Genomic DNA, 22,519 nt, shown 5'->3' with positions numbered 1-22,519 from the left:
CTACTTATAGTTACAAACTTCTTTAAGAAGGGTGTATTCATTTGAGTGAGGTTGTGGTTGGAATACCTTTTCTGGATCAGCATTCTCATCCATAGATTTCCCTTTTAATTCTGGAAACTGATAGGAGGTTGCCTTTAGGATTTTATAATTTTCATTAACACAGTCGAATTCATAGTTTTTTGATCGTGAGAATTGCATATTGTCATCATTAAAATAAGATGTAATTCTTCTTTTCTTATCGCTTGTGATCTCAAAAGTATTTTCCCATGCCAACGATATGGATGGAATAAAAAATAGTAATAAAAGGTATTTCATGGGTTTAAATTAAGTCGATGTCGTTATTATTGATGAAGTCTTGAGTTTGCTGCTGCTGCGCAATCCAATTCTCAATAACCGCATAACTCCAAATGCAGCTTCTTTCATTCAGCCGATTTGGAGGTGGAAATTTACCATCTTTTACCCACTCTTTAATGGTGCCTCTATCGACCATAAGGAGCTTTGAAACTTCCTCTACAGAAATGTAACTTGTTTTTGTCATCGCACTATGAGTATTAAAAGTAAAGAAAATTCACAGGAAAAATTCCTAGTTGTTAAAAGTTGAGATTCTAGTCTTTGATGAAACGCAGGGTCATACGATCTGATTCACCAACTTCGACCATTTTGTCCTTGTCTTCAACGGCAACATTTCGAAGGTTGGGAAGGAGATTCCACACGCCACCTGGATGATCTTTGGTATCTTTGGGGTTGGCATTGATCTCAGACTTAGCATCTAAACGGAAGCCAACACTTTCAGCCATTTGAATGACAAAATCCTCGGTCATGTAGCCGCTTTTGATTTGATTTTCTAGCGACGTCCCTGGTATGGCGCGATGCTCAACTAAACCAAGCACACCTCCAGGCTTTAAAGCTTTGTGGAACCCCTCAAACATTGATTTTGTGGTTCCGGCTTTAGCCCAGTTATGAACGTTTCTAAATGTTACAACGGCATCTACTGGCCCATCTGGTGTTAAATGAGGATCGCTAGCTTCAAAGTGGACCCAGTTTAGTTTGTCATAGACATCAGGGTGTTGTTGCATTTTTTCAATGAACGCTTTTTCTACCTTTACAAAAAAAGGATTAATGTCGTCATTTAATTTATATGAGGCGTATATGTAGTTTCCATTTTCTCGTAGAAGGGGTGTTAGAATTTCAGCATACCAGCCATAACCCGGTGTTATTTCGACAACTGATTTCTCTGGCGTTATACCAAAAAAATCTAAAGTTTCTTTGGGATGACGATATTTATCCCTCTTAATATAATTAGCATCACGATGCTCTCCAGCAAGAACCTCATCAATCAAGTCTTCATTTGACAGCGCCAGTTGGGGAAAAATAAAACCTATAAATAAATTTAAGCAGAGGATCGTTGTTATTCTCATATTTTTATAACCATTTATTTCCAGAGCACCATCTTGAAACGCTCTTTATCTATACCAAAAAAATGAGTTTTCCACTCACTTTGTTCAAAAAAACCTAAAGAATGCCAATCCTCTTTTTGTTCTAACATTTTTTTTGCCCGTTCGTCCCAGTCTTGCTTAATTAGAAACTCATCCATGTGAATCTTTTTGTTGTAGATTTCTTGGTAATCGAATCCGTCGAATTCCCAGTGCAGCAACTCGAAAACATTGCCCTCTTCATCACAATAATCGATTGAAAAATCTAACCCCCATTTTGGACGCATGGCTATCAGCTTATACAGCTGAGGTGATTGCTGAGCCCATTCCTTCAACTGTAAAAGGGCATCGCCTGTAAAACCTTTTCTTTCGAACATGACCGCATGATTAATGTGCGCACCAGATGATTTTGGAGCATCGTCCGAAAACCATGTCTGTCTTAAAGTAATGTGCTCTGAATTTCTATGCACGGTTGTTTTCGCCTGGTTGGCCTCAGCATAGATTTGTTCTAACACGGTAAGGTCATACCCATTCTGATCAAAGAATTCAACGAGTTGATTAGATGCAGTATTAATATCACCTTCAATGGGTTTATCCCAATAAGGGTTTGGATTAAATTGGTTATCAGTGACGACTAATCTCATAAGTTAAATATTTTTAAAAAATATGTGATTAGTAAGTGAACAAAATGTTCAAAAAAGCTTATGGTAACTATTATCTAAATTAATAGCCTGCTTCTTTTGTATATCCGAATTTGTCCTTTAACTCTCTATTGTATTTTTCCCACCAGTTATAGCACTGATAGTTAAATTTGAGGTAGGGATAGTTATGCTCATCTAGCACTCTTTGGTTTGCAATATCTTTCAAAAGCTCACCAGCCATTTGACAATTTTCTATAGATGTAAATTTATTATATTCCACAGTGGGTTCCCAAGTACATATATTCCCTATACATACCCCAACTAAATATGTATAAAAAGCTAAATTCATGATCTCTCCTTTTAAACTATTTAATTAACCTTAGGCCTAAATCTAACTCTTGTCAAGACAATATAATTAAAATAATATTATGTCTTTATTATTAAGAAGTTTGACAGATATCAAATGTTGCAATAAATATTTTTTTACTAGAAACATCCTGACCCAGGTTTTATAATATTTTTTTAATTTATTAATAACTTTTATGAACGTATATCTTTTGAGACACGCCAAATCCTCTTGGGAGAATTTTGTGGATGATCACAGCAGGGTACTTGAAAAAAGAGGTAGGGATGATGCAGTTACATTGGCTGATTTTATTAGAGATAAGAAAATTCAATTTGATCTAACTCTATGCTCGTCTGCTGCAAGAACGAAAGAAACTTTAGATTTAATTTATGACAATGTACCAAGTGCTTTTAAAGAAATAAGATTTCTAGATAGTCTTTATCATGCTTCAGGAATATACATATTAAATCACCTTCAAGGGATAAATAAATCAAACATTCTTCTTGTTGGACACAATCCAGGTTTATCCGAAGCTATTAATTTTTTTCAAAAGAAATTTAATATAGATTATCCAACATGTGTGTTTGCAAGGATATCATCGGCATGTTTGGATAAAGAGTCTGAGGTTGATTTTATCGTCAGACCAAAAAAAGAGAAAATTATTAATTTAACCTGATGTTAGAAATTGACACCATAAGCATACCGAATGTTTGCATTAAAATAAAACGCATGGATAAATTAATTGCATATAGTTTTATCTTTATCATTTGTTGGCCTAGTGCCTTGTTAGCTGAACCTCACACCAACCTACAATCTCATTATTGTCATTCTTACCAAGATGTTAGAGAGTGTAGCGATCGATGTATCAACTACTATGAGCGTCAAATTACCTCTGAGGAAGAGATACTCAATCCTTACCAATTCTTCTATCGTTTTCGCTTTGATGAAATGTCTCAAATTTTAATTGAGCAAAGAGCTAAAGTCTTAAAAGGTTCAAAAGATAAACCTAGTGATCATGATTTTGAAGATTTTATTATAGTGGACTATTGTTCGGAGTTTAGTTTTATGGATATTAACAATTGGGTTTGTATAGATAATTTAAACCCAGAAAATAATTTAACTTTTAGGCTTGGAATGACAGAAGGTAGGTTTTATCTTATCAATGAAGAGGCGTTTGAGAATGCTCGGAATAAAAAAATAAGAGAGAATCAGCGTCAATTTTTTTTGGAAAATGGCTCAACATTTCTGGAGTGTATGAAATAGATTACAGTGATTTGCTAGCTTCATATATTGAGCTGCAGACAGGAAGGTCTTGCTGTAATAATCCATCTTTGTAACTGCCATCCGTATCTTTATTGTTTTCAATATCAGCAAGATAATATGTATACAGGTCATCAATATCTTTTTCAATTTGATTGTCATCTTGATGGATTCCGTCACTTTTTGCTAGCTCGATGGAGAGAAAAATAAAAAATTTTGCTACACCCTTTAATTTCTTCTCAAATTGTGCAGTATCAGGTCGAACTTTTGCCGTAGTGGAGGAGGTTAAATAAACGGCAGCACATCTTTTGAAAATTACTAATTGATCATTTTTATCTTGAACTTCTTCAATTAAAAGATCTAAAGAAGGCAGGTTTTTTTCAGCATTGGCAAAGCCACTATATATCAACAAAAAAATAATAGAGATGGTAAAAAAGTAGGTTCTGTAAATCAATATTTTCATAATTGTGTAATATTTTTTTATTAAAATTTGCATCAATAATATACGACATTCAGAAATTTTTTATCATGAAATATTTATTTTTTTTGACTTTATTACCATTAAACATTGTTGCGGCAGATATTAATCAAGTTGAATCTAAACTAATTCAATGTAATGAGTCATCAGTCAATTTTTCAATTCCTAGCGACCAAAATATGGCTGAAGCTCAAGTTAAAACAATATGCGAGTGTCTATCCAGCAACCTTAAGCCAGAATCAATGGTAATTTTTGATCAGTTATCAAAGCAGATGGACATTAAATCTGAGCTAGATCTAGTTAATTTTATTGAAGATAACAATAGAGTTCAAAAATTATGTGCAAAGAAAATATTTCAATAATTTCATATTTATGTAATATTTATTTTCTATGGTTACATTGAGCAAGGCTTAATAAAAAATCTCCTAGATTTTGCCCACTAAACTTAGTGGGTTTTTTTTGGTCAATTTCTTTAGATAAAATGAAAGTAAATAAATGAATAGAATTATTATTTTTATGCTTACTAACTTGGCTATTGTTTTTGTCCTTTCGATAACTATGAGCCTGTTCGGTTTTAAAGGATATCTTGATGAAAATGGCATCAACTATCAAGGGTTACTGATCTTCGCAGCCTGTTTTGGATTCGGTGGAGCCTTTATTTCTCTGGCTATTTCAAAATGGACTGCAAAACGCATGTCCAGGGCACGGGTCATTACACAAGCACAGAGTGAAACTGAAAAGTGGTTAATTGATACGGTTGCCAGCCAAGCTCAGCGAGCAGGAATAGGGATGCCAGAAGTCGCCATTTTTCCATCACCACAATTAAATGCATTTGCTACAGGAATGAATAAGAATAATGCCCTGGTCGCTGTCTCTCAAGGACTGTTGGATAACATGTCAAAAGATGAGGTGGAGGCAGTACTGGCCCATGAGGTATCACATGTCGCAAATGGTGATATGGTGACATTGACTCTAATACAAGGCGTCGTCAATACATTCGTCATGTTTTTATCACGGGTGATTGGATACACAGTCGATAAAGTGATCTTTAAAACCCGCAACGGCGTAGGCCCCGGTTTTTATATCACTATGATCGTTGCCGAAATTATTCTTGGTATCCTTGCTTCAATGATTGTGATGTGGTTTTCAAGGCAAAGAGAATTCAGGGCTGATTACGGAGGCGCGGCATTAACCGATAAGCATAAAATGATCGCTGCCTTATTGCGTCTAAAAAGTTATTACCAACCTTCTGACCTGCCAAATCAGATGAGCGCTCTTGGAGTATCAGGCACTAAGCATGCGGGTTTTATGAGATTCTTTTCGAGTCACCCACCTCTCGAGGAGCGAATTGAATACCTTCAAAATTTAAATGAGTTAAATTAATGATGAGATTTCTTAAGTTTTTAATAGCGGCTTTATTAATTTATTTTGTTGTCTACTATCTATTTTCGCCTTACCAGCAATGTGTACGAAGTTTTGATGGGAGCTCTATCGCGATTAATGATTTTGATGGGTCGCCAGATCAAATCCAAACACAACGAAGGGAATTACTTAATATTGCTAAAGACGGTCATAAGTTAGAGTGCGCAAATACTCACCAGTGGTAAACAATCAGGTTCCACAAAAAGTTCGATAGCTTTGCTCATACTCTGGCGAAGGTGGCTCTAAATACATGGGATTTTCAGGCATAGCAAAAGGATACTGGACGACATTGAGTAACTCATGAAACGTTTCTAAATTTCCATTATTAGCATCGTCTAAACTTTGCTCCACCAAATGATTTCTAGGAATCACGCATGGGTTGATAGAATCCATCATCTTTTGACTTCTAATCATATTCTCCTTACCGATCAAATTTATTCGCTGATTATTCCATTGAACAAATAACTCATCATGAGTCAGTGAATCTTTTAGTTGATTTAAGTTGTTAAGGTTTCTAAATGAGTTGGTAAAGTCAGCTTGGTGTTTTTCCAAAAGACTTAAGAAATCATTAATAAATTTCTCATCTATTTTTGAAGAATTCTCAATACCAATCTTCCCAGCCATTAAGCCCACCCAGTAGCTCATATATTTCTCTTTAAATAAGGACAACATATCCAGAGCCTTTTCTTTTGCCATATCGATATCCTCAGCAAATAAAATTAAAAGACTTTCAGCCAAACGTGTCAGGTTCCAATGGGCAATCATGGGTTGGTTTCTATATGCGTATCGCCCATTCCTATCAATAGAGCTAAACACCGAATCTTGTTTGTAGTGATTTAAAAAAGCACAAGGCCCGTAATCGATGGTTTCTCCACAGATAGACATGTTGTCCGTGTTCATTACGCCATGAATAAACCCAACAGACATCCATTGGGCAATCAATTGTGATTGCAAATCAATAATTCGTAACAACAGTCCTTCGAATTTATCTTCTTGATTTTTAAGATCAGGAAAGTGACGGTCGATTGTATACTCTGCTAAATCACGAACATGGTCTTTTCCATTCAAGGAAGCAAATTGGAATGTACCTACCCTAATGTGACTTTGGGCAACCCGGGTTAACATGGCGCCTTTTAAGGTTGTTTCTCTAAATACCGGCTGACCTGTGGCGATTACCGATAAGCTTCTTGTGGTCGGGATGCCTAAGGCATGAATTGATTCACTGATTAAATATTCACGTAGCATTGGACCTAGAGCAGCAAATCCATCACCACCGCGAGAAAATTCTGTCGGACCTGACCCTTTTAATTGAATATCGTATCTTTTTTGATCCGATGTGACATGCTCACCAAGTAATAAGGCTCGGCCGTCACCCAGTTTTACAAAATGCCCAAATTGATGACCACAGTAAGCTTGGGCAATTGAGCTTGAGCCATGTGGAAGATTGTTCCCGTTTGCGAAAATGTAGTTACTTTCTTTGATGGCATTTTCATCAAGCCCTAATGTGTGAGCTAGTGAAGTATTAAAAATTTGATGCTGAGGATTTTTAAAGGAATATAACTCAGCTTTTTTCACAAATTCTTTGGGTAGTTTGGAGTAGGTATCGTTGAAATTAAAACCAAAAGAAGAAGCCATCTTATTTATTTTTTAAATCGATTTAAAAATTTATTAAACCTATATTTTAAGTCAGGTATTGAATAGTTTATATAAAAGAGGGCAGCTAAAACTAAAAAGCCAATTAAGATTCCATGAGCTACAAAAAGTCCAATAATCATAATCGCAATTAAAATAGCAAAACTTCCAGCGCCACGAATTAATTGAAAAATAAATCTAATTAATTCAATTAAAGTAGCTTCCATTGCATACATTAAATTTTCAAATGCTTTTATTAAATTTCTCATTAATATAAATATGACGTCATCATTGTTTTTTTCAAGTTATTTTTTCTTCACAGCCTTCCAAGTACCTCCGTATTGATAGGATTCTTGATATTCATTTTTAATATTTTTTAAACATGTTTCACATAAAAAATACCATGTTTTTGACATATCATAACGACAACGATATAAAACGTCGTAATTGGCCATGCAAATATGGCACTGCTTGTCACGATTTCTCATTTTGTTTACACTTGAGTCATGAAGAGATTAGTCATATTTTTTATCTTAGCAGTTATTGCAACCATCACGATGCGCCAACTCCCAAACATAGATAATATCTGGTACTTATATTTCCTAGTTTCCTCGCTAACCTATCTTCTAGGTATCATTCTATTGTTTAGAATCATTCACTTTATCTTTATTAAACTGGACTTAATCGGCTCCGACTGAAACAATTTATTAACAATTTTTAAAAAATATTGAACAAAATAAGGTGTCAACCTATCAGATATCAACCTTTTGAAAAGAGTATCTTTTATGGATTACACCAGATATTTAATAGAGTTAAACAATTTAAGAAAACCTTCAGTTTGGGATAGATGTAAGACGTCCTTACTTTTCTGGATTTTCGCTCTGATTATCATTAAATTAGCGGCGTGGTTTGTGTTTACCTTTAAAGATTTGATATTCTAATTTATCTCAGATGAGAATTAATCCAACTTTGAATCTTATCTAACAGACCTATTTTCATCAAAATAACGTAAATAAAAAAATAAACTCCCGCTACAATCAATATAGTCAAAAAAACTTTATCCATCATATATTGCCAATAAATCCTTCACTTTGTTTTTTCCACAGTTTGGCATACAACCCTTTTTTTCTGACTAATTGTGTATGGGTTCCTTCTTCAATGATCTTACCGTTATCCAGGACGATTAAACGATCCATCATCGAGATGGTTGACAGCCGATGGGCGATTGCAATAACAGTTTTATTAGCCATAAGGCTTTGTAAGCTCTGTTGAATAATCATCTCCACCTCAGAGTCAAGTGCGCTGGTGGCTTCATCAAGGATTAGAATAGGGGCATTTTTTAATGCCAAGCGAGCAATCGCAATTCTTTGCTTCTGACCACCTGATAACTTTACCCCTCTCTCACCAACATGGGTGTCATAACCAGTGCGGCCGTGTTGGTCTTGGAGTTGCATGATGAAGTCATGGCACTCTGCAACTTTGGCAGCCTTTATGATATCCTCCATCTTGCTGTCTGGCTTACCGTAAGCAATATTTTCCTTAATTGAACGGTGAAGTAATGAATTATCCTGAGTGACCACTGAGATCTGGCTTCTCAAGCTAGTTTGTTTTAGGGATTTAATATTTTGATTGTTAATTCTGATCCTGCCATCATCAAGCTCATAAAACCTTAATAGAAGGTTAACTAGAGTGGATTTGCCAGCCCCTGATTTACCCACTAAACCAATTCGCTCATTTGGTTTTATCGTTAAATTGAAGTTATCAAATATGGGGTCTTGGTTATATGCGAATCGAATATTGCTGAATTCAATCTGCGGCGTTTTATTAATAGTCAGTGGTTTAGCATTGGGACTGTCATTGATAACAATTTTCTTCGAGAGCATATTGAACCCATCTTGAGTCACTCCAATGTTTTCAAAAAGACTGGCAATCTCCCACATGATCCAGTGAGATATCCCGTTTAGGCGCAAGGACATCGCAGTAGCTGCCCCAACAATACCGATATCAATTATATTCTTGGTCCACAGGTAAATAGCTAATGCTGTGGTTGAGATAATTAAAAAGACACTGAGAGAGTGATTGACCACCTCAATTAAGGTCACCTGTCTCATTTGTTTGTGAACTGTCACCATAAAATCTGACATCGATTTCTTTGCATAATCAGATTCACGTCCGGAGTGGGAAAATAACTTAACCAAGTTTATATTGGTATAAGCATCCGTAATCCTTCCCGTCATCAATGATCTAGCATCTGCCTGATTTTTTGATAGCTGAATAAGTTTAGGAACGAAAAAAATAAGGGAGAGAATATACAATCCTAGCCAGATTAAAAAAGGAACAGAAAGTAGCAGAGAAAAGGAACTGACAATACCAATCATGGTAAGGGTATAAATGACTGCGTAGATCATGATATCAGTCATGGTAAAAACTAGGTCACGAATGGAGACGGCTGTCTGCATAACTTTGGCTGAAATTCTTCCAGAAAATTCATTGCTGTAAAAATCAAAAGTTTGATTCAATAAATGTTTATGAAACTTCCATCGCAAGAGCATCGGAATATTTCCTGCCAATGTTTGACGTTTCAGGAATGACTGGAATAAAACCAAGATGATGGTAAAAATAAAAATAAAGGCGATGATAAATAACTCCCCGCCAAAGTCAGAAATAAATTTTTCAGGACCAGATGACACCATGTTAGTTATTATTAGGCCAACGATTAGATACAGACCAGCTTCGATACTGGCAACCGAGGCTGTCAGCAAAGACATTCCGAGGATATATCTTTTAATTCCATTTAAACAATTCCAAATAAAACCGTTTAAAGAAAGATTCCCAACTTTGAGATTGTCTTTAGGGAATGGGTGAATCAGGTTTTCAAAAATCTTAAACATCAGGGACTTACCCATGACTGGGAATTATTTTCAAAATCGTGAGTAGCTCGAATATGACCTTGGTCAGACAGTTGTAATACATCCATTGATTTAAAAGTGAGGTTGATTACCGTAAAACGATTTTGGTCACTAAATTCATAATCATCATGAGCTTTTATTTCTGATTTTGGGGGAGGGTTAACGGTGTAGTCTTTTTGTTGCCTATCATTAATCTTTGACCAATAATGAGAGCTATCTATTTCTATGTGAGATTTTGATTGAACGCTGATTTGAAGTTTTTTTCTAGGGTCCCAAAATAGCAAACTACACTCAGGATGATTTAGAATTTGCCCAACTTTTTGACTTTTTGAGTCAGTAAAGATCACAATACTTTTTTTTTCAAAATCAAATTCTCTCATCACTACAATTCTCTGAAAAATATTTTGTTCATCCGTTGAGGCTAAGACGGGATGTCGAAAAAAAGATTTACGGTCCACAACTCCACGTTGTATGAGCTTAATTGCGCTGTCTATAAAGTTTACTAAATTCATTTGGGTGTTTGGCTGTTAATCCTGATTAATGTTCATTTATTTTAAAGATAAAAATAACTTTTTTTTATTTCAAGAGTCCATGAATTTTAAATGCTAAAAACAATGAAAATAACGGTTTTGTTTGATGGGAAGTGTGGTGTCTGCTCAAAAGAGATATCCTTTTACAAAAGGGTAGCTCCAAAAGGTCATTTCATTTGGCAGGATGTCAATTCGATTGATTCCAAAGAAAAATATAATATTGAGCTTCACACAGCTTTAAAACATCTTCATGTGATTGACAATGAAAAGGTTTTTATTGGCGTAGATGCTTTTGCTAGGATATGGAAAAACATCACATACTTTAAATTTTTGTCTTTTCTTATCCAACTCCCTTTAATTCACTCGTTAGCAAAGTATTTTTATAACATCTTTGCTGAGTATAGATATAAACGACTTAAACATTGCCAGATTTTAGAAAAGGAATCTAAGTGAAATTTTTTTACATGCTTATTTTGTTTGTGTTGTTAACCAACTGTTCAACAGCTTATAAGGAACCTGTGGTTCTCATGGACCAGGCTTACCTTAATTGCGAAACCTTACACAGTGAATTTATAGATGTATTTGAATGCATACAGTCGGATGAAATCACCAAGAATCTTAAGACGGACGAGGTAGACTTGCTTTTTCTCAAAGGGGAGCAGTTAAAAGAACAAATTAACCAAGGTAAGTTGTCATCTATTGATGCAAAGTTTGAATGGAAAAAGTTAATTTTTGATATTAAACAACAGTTGTCTGAGTCAAGGTATAGAAGAATGTATGAGTCTATCTGTCGTGTTAACTACCGCGGTCATTGCGTACGTTGGTAAATAATGCGATCAAAAATAAACATTGTCTGGTTGAAACGTGATCTAAGATTGCAAGATCATGAGCCACTCTATAGAGCACAAGAAGAAAATACCCCTTTTATCCTGCTATACATTTATGAACCATCATTAATTTCAGACCCTCACTATGACAGACGTCATTGGCGATTTATTCAGGAGTCTCTGGAGGATATTCAATTAGAGCTGGCTAAAAATCAAAATAAACTTTCAATTGCTTATGGCGAATCAGTCGATATTTTTAATAAATTATCAAATCGCTATGACATTCAATACGTGTTTAGCCACGAGGAAACAGGATTAAATGTTACTTTTGAGAGGGATAAAAATGTAGCTAATTTTTTTAAGAGACAAAATATTTCCTGGATGGAGTCACAATCTAATGCGGTTATTAGAGGCCTTCAGGATAGGAAGACTTGGGATAAGGCATGGGCCAGATTTATGCGGGATAAAATCATTAAGATCGATCCCCAAAAATTAAATATAATTGATATCAATTTTGATGAGGTAAATATTCCATCATTTGAGGTGGATGGTAATTTTCAAAAAGGTGGAATGGTCGAGGCACAAACTATCCTTGAAGATTTTTTTTCAACCCGAGGTCAGGATTACTATAAGTTTATTTCTAAGCCCCATAAGAGTAGAATCAGTTGCTCAAGGATGTCGGCATATATTGCATATGGAAACATCAGCATCCGTCAAATCTATCAAAAAATTTTAGAAAATTGGAACCGGGTCGGATGGAGAAGATCTATGGCTGCATTGTCTTCAAGAATTCATTGGCACTGTCATTTTATACAAAAGTTTGAGAGTGAATGTCGTATAGAAAATGAAACAATAAATAAAGGTTATCAAAACTTTCCATACCTTGTGGAAGATGAGGAGCATGCAGACTTCACTTCTTGGCTAAATGGAACGACTGGTTTCCCTTTAATTGATGCATCAATGAGAGCTTTAAAATATTCAGGCTATGTCAATTTCAGAAGTAGGGCGATGGTGGTGAGTTTTGCATGTCACTACTTAAGGATTCATTGGAAATTAGTGGCCAGAGCTCTAGCGCGACTCTTCCTTGATTTTGAACCAGGTATTCACTACCCACAGATTCAAATGCAGGCTGGAGTTACGGGCATTAATACGATACGTATATACAATCCAAAAAAACAGGCAATGGATCATGATCCTGAAGCAATATTTATAAAAACATGGGTGCCAGAACTCAACTCTCATCAACCTGAATACATTATAAATTTACCGCTGCCATCCAATGATTTATTTTCAAATGAATCGAACTACCCTCAAGCTCAATATAATTTTCAAGGACGTATTAGGGAGTCCAAAGACTTGCTGTGGCAATGGAAAAAAAGTATTTATGTTAAACAAAATAATGCGAAAATTTTAGCAAAACATGTCAGGCCTCAATAAAAAAAGGACCCTAGAGTCCTTTTTTAATAGATCAACAAATCCAATTATTTTTTTGGATAGTATTTAGTTGGATCTTCGTACTCAATTTTTTTCGGCTCTTCAGCAGGTTTCTCTTCTTCTGCTTTAGCTTCTTCTTTTGCATCACCGTGGTCATGATCACCATGGTTATCCGCTACTAGAATAGCTCTTTCAGCTTTATCTTTGTCGCCTTCTTTTTCGTCACCTGCTACAAAAAAGCCTCTTTCAGCTTTATCTTTGTCGCCTTCTTTTTCGTCACCTGCTACAAAAAAGCCTCTTTCAGCTTTATCTTTGTCGCCTTCTTTTTCGTCACCTGCTACAAAAAAGCCTCTTTCAGCTTTATCTTTGTCGCCTTCTTTTTCGTCACCTGCTACAAAAAAGCCTCTTTCAGCTTTATCTTTGTCGCCTTCTTTTTCGTCACCTGCTACAAAAAAGCCTCTTTCAGCTTTTTCTTTGTCATCTTTTGTATCAGTTTCAACTGCAGCAAAAGCTGATAGAGATAAAGTTGAAGCAACTAGAGCTGCTAGTAATTTTGAATACATATCTAACCTTTCATGATTTAAAAGTTTTAAAGATTAACAGATTGGCTCAACAATGCAATGTTCAATTTTTTTGATCTTTTTGGTTGCATTCCTGTCTCATAAGGGTGCATTAAATTGAATATAAGTATCTGATTAAAAATATTTTTTAATAAAAACAATAACTTAAAAATATAAATAATTGGTACAAAAATTGCATTAATCAAAGTTAAGGAGATACGAAATGTTTAATTTTTTTAGCTTAACCTATTGGCTTAACTTTTCAGAGTTATCCCAGACGCAATTTTTTGTTTTATTGTTTATCTTGTTTGTTATATATGACGTGAGCTTTCCAAAAAAAAGTAAAAGTTAACAAACAATCAACTAATATACAAAGAGAATTTTTGTTATGATCTCATCTGAGCTTAATGGACTATTTTAGATGAGTATTTTTAAAAAAACCTACACTAAAACAATTGAGTTATCTGCTAAACCAGCTGCAACTTTTTATCTCTTTCTTTTAAGCTTTACTGAGGCCTCCTTTTTTATTGTCCCTCCCGATGTAATGTTGGCACCGATGTGCTTAGCCCAGCCTAAGAGAATATGGAAACTCACTTTAATTGCTATTCTTGGATCAGTGCTTGGTGGAGTGCTTGGATATTTTATTGGTATGTATGGATTTAATCTTGTGCAACCTTACATTGAACAATACGGTTACCAAAGCCATTATGATCTTGCCCTGCAATGGTTTGCTGATTGGGGATTTTGGGCCATTTTTATTGCTGCTGTGACGCCAATTCCTTATAAGATTTTTACTATTGCCGCCGGGGCCTTGATGATGAATTTACCCCTTTTTCTAATTGCTTCCTTTTTGGGAAGAGGTTTGAGGTTATTTGGCGTTGCTTGTTTTGTAAAATTCTTTGGGGAGCGAGTGGATTACTTTATTCAGCGATATATTAATCAGCTTGGATGGTTCATAACTGGCTTAATTGGCATTGTAATTATTTTTGAATTTTTAACGAATTAAATTTCGCTTGCTTAATATCTATACCTGTCTATAATGGCGCAACTAATTGATTGTCTTGATGTTTTTATGAGAGCCAGTCTGTTCATAAATAATTAAAAGGATCGTCATGTCGTTTTCTAATTTTGGTTTTATTCCACCTATCGGTAAGGCCATCAGTCGCATCAATTATTCCAACCCAACCCCCATTCAAGAGCAATGCATTCCTGTTGTTCTATCAGGAAAGGATGTTTTGGCCTCGGCACAAACTGGTACTGGGAAGACTGCTGCATTTTGTCTACCCTTGTTGGATTTAGTGGCAAACAAGCCAAAACACAAACACAAGCGAAATATCAGTCCCGATGTTCTGATATTGTCTCCAACACGGGAACTGGCGACTCAGATAGAACAAGAACTAAAGCGATTTAGCCACTTCATGGACACCAATATTGTTGCTGTTGTAGGCGGCGTGTCTTATAAATTGCAAAATAAATTATTAAAATTCAATGTAAATTTTTTAGTGGCCACACCGGGACGTTTGATGGATTTGGTAAGACAAAGAAAAATTAATCTAAAGCATATCGATGCGCTTGTGATTGATGAAGCCGATCGTATGCTGGACATGGGTTTTATCCCAGACATTAAAAAGATTTTTGAATCAACATCCCAGGATCAGCAGGTATTGATGTTTACCGCGACATTAAATAAACAAATAGAAAAAATTGCACAACAGTTTTTAAAAGACCCACAACGAATTGCAATTGAACAGGAAAATAAATCAAATAAAAACATTCAGCAGATAGCTTATCCAGTCGCAGACTATAACCAGAAAAAATTAGTGTTGGTGGATGTGCTGAATGAGGCTGATCTTAATCAGGCGATTATTTTTACAGCCACAAAACGTGAGGCGGATCGCCTTTCGGATGAATTGTATTTAATGAATCATCGATCAAAAACATTGCATGGGGATATGAGCCAAAGAGAGCGAACACGCACCATTAATCGTTTTAAGAATAATGAAATTCAAATTCTGGTGGCAACTGATGTCGCTGCAAGAGGGATTGACGTTGATGACATCACTCACGTCATTAACTTTGACTTACCAAGGCAGGTGGAAGACTATATTCATCGAATTGGTCGTACAGGCAGGGCGGAGAGAAAAGGTAAGGCCATTAGCCTGGTCGTCGATAAAGAAAAATTCATGCTACAGAAGATTGAAAAATACGCAAACATCAAAATCGAGATCATTAAATCCACCCATAGTACCTCTGATGTTTCCTTGGTTTACAAGAAAAAAGAGAGCGGCTTTAAAAAGAAAAGAAGATCTTCGGTTCGCAATAAAAAGAAAGATAAATATACTTTCTCAAGTAAAAGAAAAAAACTAGCATTTAAGACTGATGCAAAAACAAAATCAAAACCAAGAAGAAAGCCTGTTAAAAAAAATACTAAGCCACAAGCTTCAATTTCTTAATTTTTTTATTTACCCTTCCTTATACATAGGTTATTTTTCAGGAAATTCTAAAGATATTTTCCCAATTTTTTGTGATCGGTAATCTTGCAAAATAATAACTGCTGATTTTCTTAAATCAGGATTATTGCCTTTGAGTAACATGTGTTTTTTTATGGCAATGGCCTCAATAATATCTTCGGATGGTTGATTAATGATTGTTTTGTCAAGTTTATAACGGTCGATTAAATTCCATGAGTAATTTTCTTTCAAACAATCGAGTAAGTACAGTGCTGCTTCAGTTTCATCATACGCATTGATTCCGATAATGTTTGAGGCGGCTAAATAGTTACCTTGTATTTCACTTTCAATTTTATGCCACATCAAGCCTGGGGTATCGGTTAAAACAAAATCATTATCAACAATAATTCTTTGTTGCATTTGGGTGACCGCAGGAACATCCCCAGTTTTAGCAATCTTTTTTTGCGTTAATAGATTAATGAGGGAGGATTTGCCAACGTTTGGTATTCCAATAATGATAGCTCGGACAGGCTTGACGCTTGTTCCTCGGTGAGGCACAAGCTTCATGCACGCATTTTTTATGTCAACTTTATTTTTTTTATTTTTAGCTGATACGGCAAGTGCTGAAATATTTGTCTCTTTTTGAAAAAAATTAATCCATTGTTTAGTAACTTTTTCATCTGCAATATCAGACTTATTGAGCAATTTAAGGTGCGGCTTAGCACGATTTTTAATAATTTGATTTAACATCGGATTTTCAGATGAGTGAGGCAGTCTCGCATCTACCACTTCAATGACAAGATCGTTGTATTTGAGATTTTTTTCAAAATCTTTTTTTGCTTTGGTCATGTGACCAGGAAACCATTGAACCGCCATATTATCCCTCTGTAGTTAAGCTTATTATAATGTAAACTTAAACGCATGGAAAAAACCTACGAGATAAGACCTGATCAGTCAATTGAGCTATTAAAAGAGCTTCATATTTTGACTCGCGATCAAAAGCTCAATCAGGACTCCAGAAGAAAATTAAAGCAAATTTATCATCTTGCAAACTTTATAGAACCCATTATTCAAACATATGAAAAAAAGCCCTTTACCTTAATTGATCATGGGGCAGGGAAGTCTTATCTGGGATTTATTTTGTATGACCTCATCATCAAAAACACGTTGGGCAAAATCATAGGGGTTGAAATCAATAAGGAGTTGGTGAAAAAATCAATCCAATTGATGCAGAAATTTAAATTTCCAAACATGTCGTTCATGTCACAAGATATTGCTTCCAGTAACGAGATAATTAAAAATGCAGAAATTGTTACAGCTCTGCATGCTTGTGATACTGCTACAGATGAGGCGATTGATTTTGCATTACAAAAAAATGCAGACTGGGTTGTGGTCATCCCTTGCTGTCAGGCTGAGGTATATCAGCACTTAAAAAAAAATAAATCTAACAACCTCAATCATCATCTAGTTGAACTATATCGCCATGGAATTCACTCAAGAGAATTTGGAAGTATGTTAACAAACGTATTAAGGTGCCTAAAGCTTGAATATCATGGTTTTAAAGTCACGGTGACAGAGCTGGTCGGCTGGGAACATTCTATGAAAAATGAAATCATAATAGCTGAGAATATTAAGCAAAAGAAGCCATCTGCAGGCGCCCGCATTGAAAAATTATTGACTGATTTTGACTTATCAGAGTTACAATCTCGATTCTTAAATATTTAAATAACTCACGGGAGACCATCTTGAACAAATTTCTTTTCTCATTCTGTTTATTAACTAGCTCAGTATTCGCTAATGACTTTACAGGGACATACCAATGCGAAGGAAATGATGTTAGTGAAGGGGCATATCAAGGTGAGGTGATTATGAAAAAAATCCCTGAATTCAGCAAAGATAATTATGCGAGTTATGACTTTGTATTAAAGGTCCCAGGTTTTGGTGATTATTATGGATTTGCATCGGCGAACGGTCTGGATGTGGCTGTTTATTTCGCATTAGATGATCGCAAAAATGAAGATTATGGTGTAGGAATTGCTAAATTTAAACAGTCAGAAAATCAATCATGGAGTTTTCACAAATTCTATTTTGAACCAGGCTATAAAGGAGGTAATACAGGCTTTGAAGATTGTATCCAAGTTAAAAAATAAGGTGTTGATTTATTAAAATTTTATACCCAAATTCCTTACCGGTTAGTCAAAATGTTGATGAAATCAAAAGGCTGATTGATAACAACCAAGTCATTATTTTTTGTGGCGAAACAGGTTCAGGAAAAACAACTCAACTACCTAAAATCTGCCTTGATTTAGGTCGAGGACAAAAAAAAATAATTGGCCATACTCAGCCAAGAAGAATCGCAGCTCGATCGGTTGCATCACGAATAGCTGAAGAACTTGAGGTGGACTTAAGTCAGGAGGTCGGTTTCAAGGTCCGATTTACTGATAAAACATCCAATAAAACTAAAATTAAGGTTATGACCGACGGAGTCCTACTGGCTGAGACGCAAACAGACCCATTGCTAAAAAAATATGACACTCTAATTATCGACGAGGCACATGAGCGAAATCTTAATATCGATTTTTTAATTGGCTTCATCAAACAACTTCTCCCCAAAAGACCCGATTTAAAAATAATTATCACTAGCGCCACCATTGATGTCGACAAATTTTCAAAACATTTTAACAATGCGCCAACGCTTGAAATATCGGGAAGAACATTTCCAGTCGAGACGCTGTATCGCCCGATGAAAAATATTGAAGAGGAGGATGTGTTATCGATTGAGGAGTCGGTCTATGAGGTGATACAAGAGATAGGCCGCCAATCCGGAGATGTCCTGGTTTTTCTTCCTGGCGAAAAAGACATACATGACATTCGCCGTTATTTGAATGAGATGCTAAATCATGATTACGAGGTCCTCCCACTCTTTTCAAGGCTTCCTGTCCCAGATCAGCAGAAAATATTTACGACCAGTACAAAAAAAAGAATCATCCTGGCTACTAATATTGCCGAAACATCATTAACCGTCCCAAATATTAAATTTGTCATTGATTCAGGGCTGGCGCGAGTGGTCCGATACAATCCAAGATTGCGGATCGAACAACTACTCATCGAGAAAATTTCTCAGGCAGCCGCTAATCAGAGAACCGGTCGATGCGGTCGAATCGCACCAGGTGTGTGTTACCGGCTGTATGACGAGGATGATTTTAATAACCGATCAGAGTATACCGATCCAGAAATAATGCGTAGCTCGCTTGCATCCGTAATTTTAAGAATGGCAAGTTTGAACTTAGGCGATGTGGAAGTCTTTCCATTTATTGATGCTCCTTTTAAAAAATTTATTCAAGATGGTTATGACTTATTATTTGAGCTTCATGCGGTTGAGAAAAACCGTGCCATTACTGAGCTGGGTCGCACAATGGCCCAAATACCAATAGACCCTGTTTTTTCCAGAATCATTATTGAAGCCTCCAAGCAGCATTGTCTGTCTGAAATTATTCCTATCATTGCAGCAATATCTGTGGCTGACCCCATTGAAAGACCTTTTGACAAGCTGGAAGAAGCAGAGAAGGCTCAAATGAACTTTCATGATCCAAGGTCTGGCTTTATGAGTTTTTATAGACTCTGGTTACTTCTGTTAGATGAGGTTAGGAGCAAGAAGATTAAAGACTTTGCAGTCTTTTGTAAAAAGTATTATTTATCTTTTACTCGGATGCGTGAGTGGCAAGAGATGCATAAACAGCTTATGCAAATCGTCGAAGAATTGGGTTATCGGTTAAATAATAAAGAATCAACTTATGACCAGATACACCAATCTTTATTGAGCGGCCTTTTAAGGAACATTGGTTTTAAAGAAGTTGAATCTAATTATTATTTAGGATGTAAAAGTTTAAGGTTTCTTATTGGACCTAAACTGTTTCGAAATAAAAAATTTAAATGGATTATGGCGGCAGAGATTATTGATACAGGTAAATTCTATGCTCAATGTATTGCTGAAATTAATGACCAGTGGATTGAGAAATATGCAGAACATCTTCTTGAGGCTGAATATTCAAACCCTAGATTTAATAAAAAACTAAATCGTGTAGATGCCACACAGAAGCTATCATTATTTGGTCTAGTGATCGTTCCAGACCGGACCATTCATTACGGACCAATCAATCCAGAATTATCTAAATCAATATTTATTCGACAAGGAATAGTTGAAAACCAATATATCAGCCCAGGTCTGTTCTGGATGGAAAATCAAAAACTGATCAGAGAAATTGAGGACCTAGAACATAAATCAAGAAGAAGAGACATTTTGATCAACGATGATGTGTTATTTGAGTTTTACGATGAAAAAATTAGTGAAAATGTCATCAATGCCGCTGGCTTTGAACACTGGCGAAAGGGGGTTGAAAAAAATCAACCTGAATACCTGTTCCTAACAAAAGAATATTTGATGCAGCACAGTGCCAAAGATATTACAGAAACTGTGTATCCTAATCACATCACCATCAACCAGCAAAAGTATCAATTGAAATATCATTTTGAACCCAATCACCCTCGTGACGGATTAACAATTGCAATCCCATTGCCAAACTTGAATTTAATTGATAGTTCAGCGTTAGACTGGTTGGTGCCTGGGTTATTAAAGGAAAAGATTACCTGGTCATTTAAGAACCTACCCAAAGATATTCGTAGAAAATGTATTCCGGTGAAAGATTGGCTAGAAAAATTCTTGGAGTATCCGAGGCAGGGAAGTTTTAAGGAAACATTTACTCGTTTTATTTGGAAATACGTTGACCCTAATTTTTTAATGTCAGATGATTATTTTGCTTCCATCCCAAGTCATTTAAAAATTAAATATGAAGTCATCAATGACCAAGGGAAGATGATTGATCTTAATGAAGATCTTGATTTATTAAAAAAAGAATATAAAAAAAATGTTGAGGCAGTGGTTGAGCGTATTCAATTTAATATAGAACAGGATGGAATTACGAGCTGGTCGATAGACGAATTACCGATTAAGGTTGAGCAAACCATTAATGGAAAAAAATTTGAGGCCTACCCAGCTTTTGTTGATTATCAAAATTCGATATCCATTGAGGTGTTTGATAACCCTAAGCGCGCAGAAAAAAATCATTTACAAGGGCTAAGAAGATTAATTTATTTTCATTTTAAGGAGAGGTTTAAGCGAATCCAAAAAATACCACCCGATCTCTCTGAAGCAGCAATTGCCTTATCAACACAAATACCTCCAAAAGATTTGATGGAAAATTTATGTGATGTAATTGTTGATGAAATGATTGGCCATAAGACCAATATAAGAAAACAAATTGATTATGAACAATTGATCAATGATGGAAGAAATAACTTACCCAGAATGATTGATCATATGACAATGCATTTAAATAAGATTGCTTCCGTCTATAGAGAGATTCAAAAGTTACGTCAATCACAAAGTTATATCGAGGAGATTGAGGATGACATCGAGGAGCAGTTAGAAGCTCTGTTGCCTCCTTATGAAAAACCTCTTTTTCAATATGACAAACTTCAATATATTCCAAAATACCTAGAGGCTCTGAAATTGCGCATTGAAAAATACCCGCAGCGAATGGATCATGATCAAGAGTGTATCTCACAATACAATCGAATTAAAAATAAATGGGTGGAAAAAGTATTAGGATTTGTTGAAAATGAATTAGAAATCCCAGAAGCATACATTGACTTTCAATGGAAACTCCAAGAATTGAGAGTATCTTTTTTTGCTCAGGAGCTTAAAACTAACTCTCCCATCTCAGTCAAGCGGATGGATAAAGAATGGGCACAAATATTAAGAGAATACCAATAAGTGAAAGTGAACCTTAAAAAACTACCAGTTGAGATTAGCGAGACGGATCGATTTCGCTCACTTCACCTTGAGACTGACTCCATTCAAAGTTCGATGGATATTTCAGACCCGATCCATCTAACTCTTAAATATACCCAAGTGACAGCGCTGCTACTGCTATTTAATAGACATCCAACAAACATCACCATCCTCGGCTTAGGCGCAGGATCATTAACAAAATTCTTTTTCTATTTTTGTGCTAGAACCAAACTAAAAACCATTGAAATCAATAGGCAGGTAATCAATGTAGCTAGGATGATGTTTGAAGTCCCCAAGGATACCTCAAGACATAAAGTGATTGAGCAGGACGCAATGGACTTTCTTACAAAAAAGAATAAACATGAAGTATTAATTTCAGATTTATTTGACGGCTATGGGATTCCAAAACAATTTACACAAAAGAAATATTTTCAAACTTGTCATGACAGAATAACAAAACAAGGAATTTTTATTATTAATTTATGGGGTTCTGATAAAAATACACCCAGGTATATCAAAGAACTCAAAGATATTTTTTCAAAGGCAATAGTTGTTGAATCTGATGACCCAGGAAATATCATGGTGTTTTGTTTCAAGGAACATTTTAAATTCTCTTCAAATAAGAAAATGGAATACCGATTAAAACTTTTACAAGCCAAAATAAATTTTGATTTAAACTTTTTTTATAAGAGAATGCTGAAAAGAAATAAACAATTATTTGAGAATATACATTGTCACTAGAAAAA

At 35.4% G+C, this 22,519-nt stretch carries 24 protein-coding genes and 2 pseudogenes; 14 read left to right on the top strand and 12 right to left on the bottom strand.

Annotated features, from left to right (window positions below; translation table 11 throughout):
• The 5 genes from UZ34_04310 to UZ34_04290 form a co-directional block, all read right to left on the bottom strand.
• Complete coding sequence (locus UZ34_04310) at window positions 1-315, bottom strand: hypothetical protein (GenBank protein AKO64621.1); 315 nt, start codon at window positions 313-315, stop codon at window positions 1-3.
• A gap of 4 nt (window positions 316-319) precedes the next feature.
• Entirely contained in the window at window positions 320-538 is a 219-nt protein-coding gene (locus UZ34_04305) for a hypothetical protein (protein AKO64620.1), read from the bottom strand.
• Between the two features lie 67 nt (window positions 539-605).
• Window positions 606-1,418, bottom strand: coding sequence for a methyltransferase (locus UZ34_04300; GenBank protein ID AKO64619.1), 813 nt, complete (start codon window positions 1,416-1,418; stop codon window positions 606-608).
• A gap of 14 nt (window positions 1,419-1,432) precedes the next feature.
• Window positions 1,433-2,077 (bottom strand): hypothetical protein, encoded by a 645-nt coding sequence (locus tag UZ34_04295; protein AKO64618.1) that lies wholly within the window; start codon window positions 2,075-2,077, stop codon window positions 1,433-1,435.
• Window positions 2,078-2,156: 79 nt separating this feature from the next.
• Window positions 2,157-2,423 carry a hypothetical protein gene (locus UZ34_04290; protein AKO64617.1) on the bottom strand — a complete coding sequence of 89 codons (267 nt, stop codon included), beginning with the start codon at window positions 2,421-2,423 and terminating at the stop codon, window positions 2,157-2,159.
• 193 nt (window positions 2,424-2,616) lie between these two features.
• Here UZ34_04290 and UZ34_04285 point away from each other — a divergent pair.
• Window positions 2,617-2,952, top strand: a pseudogene (locus tag UZ34_04285) (hypothetical protein).
• 143 nt (window positions 2,953-3,095) lie between these two features.
• Window positions 3,096-3,683, top strand: a complete 588-nt coding sequence (locus UZ34_04280; GenBank protein AKO64616.1) for a hypothetical protein — start codon at window positions 3,096-3,098, stop codon at window positions 3,681-3,683.
• A gap of 1 nt (window position 3,684) precedes the next feature.
• On the opposite strand, the gene UZ34_04275 is transcribed toward UZ34_04280, so the two are convergent.
• Window positions 3,685-4,176 carry a hypothetical protein gene (locus UZ34_04275; protein AKO64615.1) on the bottom strand — a complete coding sequence of 164 codons (492 nt, stop codon included), beginning with the start codon at window positions 4,174-4,176 and terminating at the stop codon, window positions 3,685-3,687.
• A gap of 32 nt (window positions 4,177-4,208) precedes the next feature.
• Between UZ34_04275 and UZ34_04270 the strand changes: the two genes are divergently transcribed.
• The 3 genes from UZ34_04270 (at window position 4,209) to UZ34_04260 (ending at window position 5,765) form a co-directional block, all read left to right on the top strand.
• Window positions 4,209-4,520 (top strand): hypothetical protein, encoded by a 312-nt coding sequence (locus UZ34_04270; GenBank protein AKO64614.1) that lies wholly within the window; start codon window positions 4,209-4,211, stop codon window positions 4,518-4,520.
• Window positions 4,521-4,653: 133 nt separating this feature from the next.
• Window positions 4,654-5,541: a heat shock protein HtpX gene (locus tag UZ34_04265; protein ID AKO64613.1), complete on the top strand. Its 888-nt coding sequence runs from the start codon at window positions 4,654-4,656 to the stop codon at window positions 5,539-5,541.
• Entirely contained in the window at window positions 5,541-5,765 is a 225-nt protein-coding gene (locus tag UZ34_04260; protein ID AKO64612.1) for a hypothetical protein, read from the top strand. The genes UZ34_04265 and UZ34_04260 overlap by 1 nt, the downstream gene beginning before the upstream one ends.
• A gap of 4 nt (window positions 5,766-5,769) precedes the next feature.
• On the opposite strand, the gene UZ34_04255 is transcribed toward UZ34_04260, so the two are convergent.
• The 4 genes from UZ34_04255 to UZ34_04240 all read right to left on the bottom strand — a co-directional run bounded on the left by UZ34_04255 (window position 5,770) and on the right by UZ34_04240 (window position 10,633).
• On the bottom strand, window positions 5,770-7,215 hold the full coding sequence (locus tag UZ34_04255; protein ID AKO64611.1) for a hypothetical protein: 1,446 nt from the start codon (window positions 7,213-7,215) through the stop codon (window positions 5,770-5,772).
• Window positions 7,216-7,220: 5 nt separating this feature from the next.
• Window positions 7,221-7,481, bottom strand: a complete 261-nt coding sequence (locus UZ34_04250; GenBank protein ID AKO64610.1) for a hypothetical protein — start codon at window positions 7,479-7,481, stop codon at window positions 7,221-7,223.
• Between the two features lie 795 nt (window positions 7,482-8,276).
• Entirely contained in the window at window positions 8,277-10,103 is a 1,827-nt protein-coding gene (locus tag UZ34_04245; GenBank protein AKO64609.1) for a multidrug ABC transporter ATP-binding protein, read from the bottom strand.
• The gene (locus UZ34_04240; GenBank protein AKO64608.1) at window positions 10,103-10,633 is read right to left on the bottom strand and encodes a hypothetical protein; all 531 of its coding nucleotides are present in this window, start codon (window positions 10,631-10,633) and stop codon (window positions 10,103-10,105) included. The genes UZ34_04245 and UZ34_04240 overlap by 1 nt, the downstream gene beginning before the upstream one ends.
• 102 nt (window positions 10,634-10,735) lie before the next feature.
• Here UZ34_04240 and UZ34_04235 point away from each other — a divergent pair, with 102 nt between their 5' ends.
• From UZ34_04235 to UZ34_04225, 3 genes are read left to right on the top strand one after another with little or no spacing between them, the layout of a single operon-like run.
• Entirely contained in the window at window positions 10,736-11,104 is a 369-nt protein-coding gene (locus UZ34_04235) for a thiol-disulfide oxidoreductase (protein ID AKO65161.1), read from the top strand.
• On the top strand, window positions 11,101-11,478 hold the full coding sequence (locus tag UZ34_04230) for a hypothetical protein (protein AKO64607.1): 378 nt from the start codon (window positions 11,101-11,103) through the stop codon (window positions 11,476-11,478). The genes UZ34_04235 and UZ34_04230 overlap by 4 nt, the downstream gene beginning before the upstream one ends.
• Before the next feature lie 3 nt (window positions 11,479-11,481).
• A complete protein-coding gene (locus UZ34_04225) occupies window positions 11,482-12,915 on the top strand; it encodes a hypothetical protein (protein ID AKO64606.1) in 1,434 nt (477 codons plus the stop codon).
• Window positions 12,916-13,082: 167 nt separating this feature from the next.
• Here the strand turns inward: UZ34_04225 and UZ34_04220 are convergent.
• A pseudogene (locus UZ34_04220) lies at window positions 13,083-13,403 on the bottom strand (hypothetical protein).
• A 490-nt stretch (window positions 13,404-13,893) separates the two neighbouring features.
• Between UZ34_04220 and UZ34_04215 the strand changes: the two are divergent.
• Both UZ34_04215 and UZ34_04210 read left to right on the top strand, forming a co-directional pair.
• Entirely contained in the window at window positions 13,894-14,478 is a 585-nt protein-coding gene (locus UZ34_04215) for a lipoprotein (protein AKO64605.1), read from the top strand.
• Between the two features lie 106 nt (window positions 14,479-14,584).
• Complete coding sequence (locus UZ34_04210; protein ID AKO64604.1) at window positions 14,585-15,925, top strand: hypothetical protein; 1,341 nt, start codon at window positions 14,585-14,587, stop codon at window positions 15,923-15,925.
• 30 nt (window positions 15,926-15,955) lie between these two features.
• On the opposite strand, the gene UZ34_04205 is transcribed toward UZ34_04210, so the two are convergent.
• Window positions 15,956-16,798, bottom strand: a complete 843-nt coding sequence (locus UZ34_04205; GenBank protein ID AKO64603.1) for a GTPase — start codon at window positions 16,796-16,798, stop codon at window positions 15,956-15,958.
• A gap of 45 nt (window positions 16,799-16,843) precedes the next feature.
• Between UZ34_04205 and UZ34_04200 the strand changes: the two genes are divergently transcribed.
• The 4 genes from UZ34_04200 to UZ34_04185 are packed head-to-tail and all read left to right on the top strand — an operon-like array spanning window position 16,844 to window position 22,514.
• A complete protein-coding gene (locus tag UZ34_04200; protein AKO64602.1) occupies window positions 16,844-17,647 on the top strand; it encodes an SAM-dependent methyltransferase in 804 nt (267 codons plus the stop codon).
• A gap of 20 nt (window positions 17,648-17,667) precedes the next feature.
• Window positions 17,668-18,072, top strand: coding sequence for a hypothetical protein (locus UZ34_04195; protein ID AKO64601.1), 405 nt, complete (start codon window positions 17,668-17,670; stop codon window positions 18,070-18,072).
• Window positions 18,073-18,083: 11 nt separating this feature from the next.
• Window positions 18,084-21,755, top strand: a complete 3,672-nt coding sequence (locus UZ34_04190) for an ATP-dependent helicase (GenBank protein ID AKO64600.1) — start codon at window positions 18,084-18,086, stop codon at window positions 21,753-21,755.
• A complete protein-coding gene (locus UZ34_04185; protein AKO64599.1) occupies window positions 21,756-22,514 on the top strand; it encodes a hypothetical protein in 759 nt (252 codons plus the stop codon).
• Window positions 22,515-22,519: the final 5 nt, after the last annotated feature.

It is taken from the genome of Methylophilales bacterium MBRSF5 (genome assembly GCA_001044335.1).
Taxonomy (GTDB): Bacteria; Pseudomonadota; Gammaproteobacteria; order Burkholderiales; family Methylophilaceae; genus BACL14.
The sequence above is the reverse complement of the archived record's forward strand: the minus strand, read 5'-3'. Positions and strand labels throughout refer to the sequence as shown.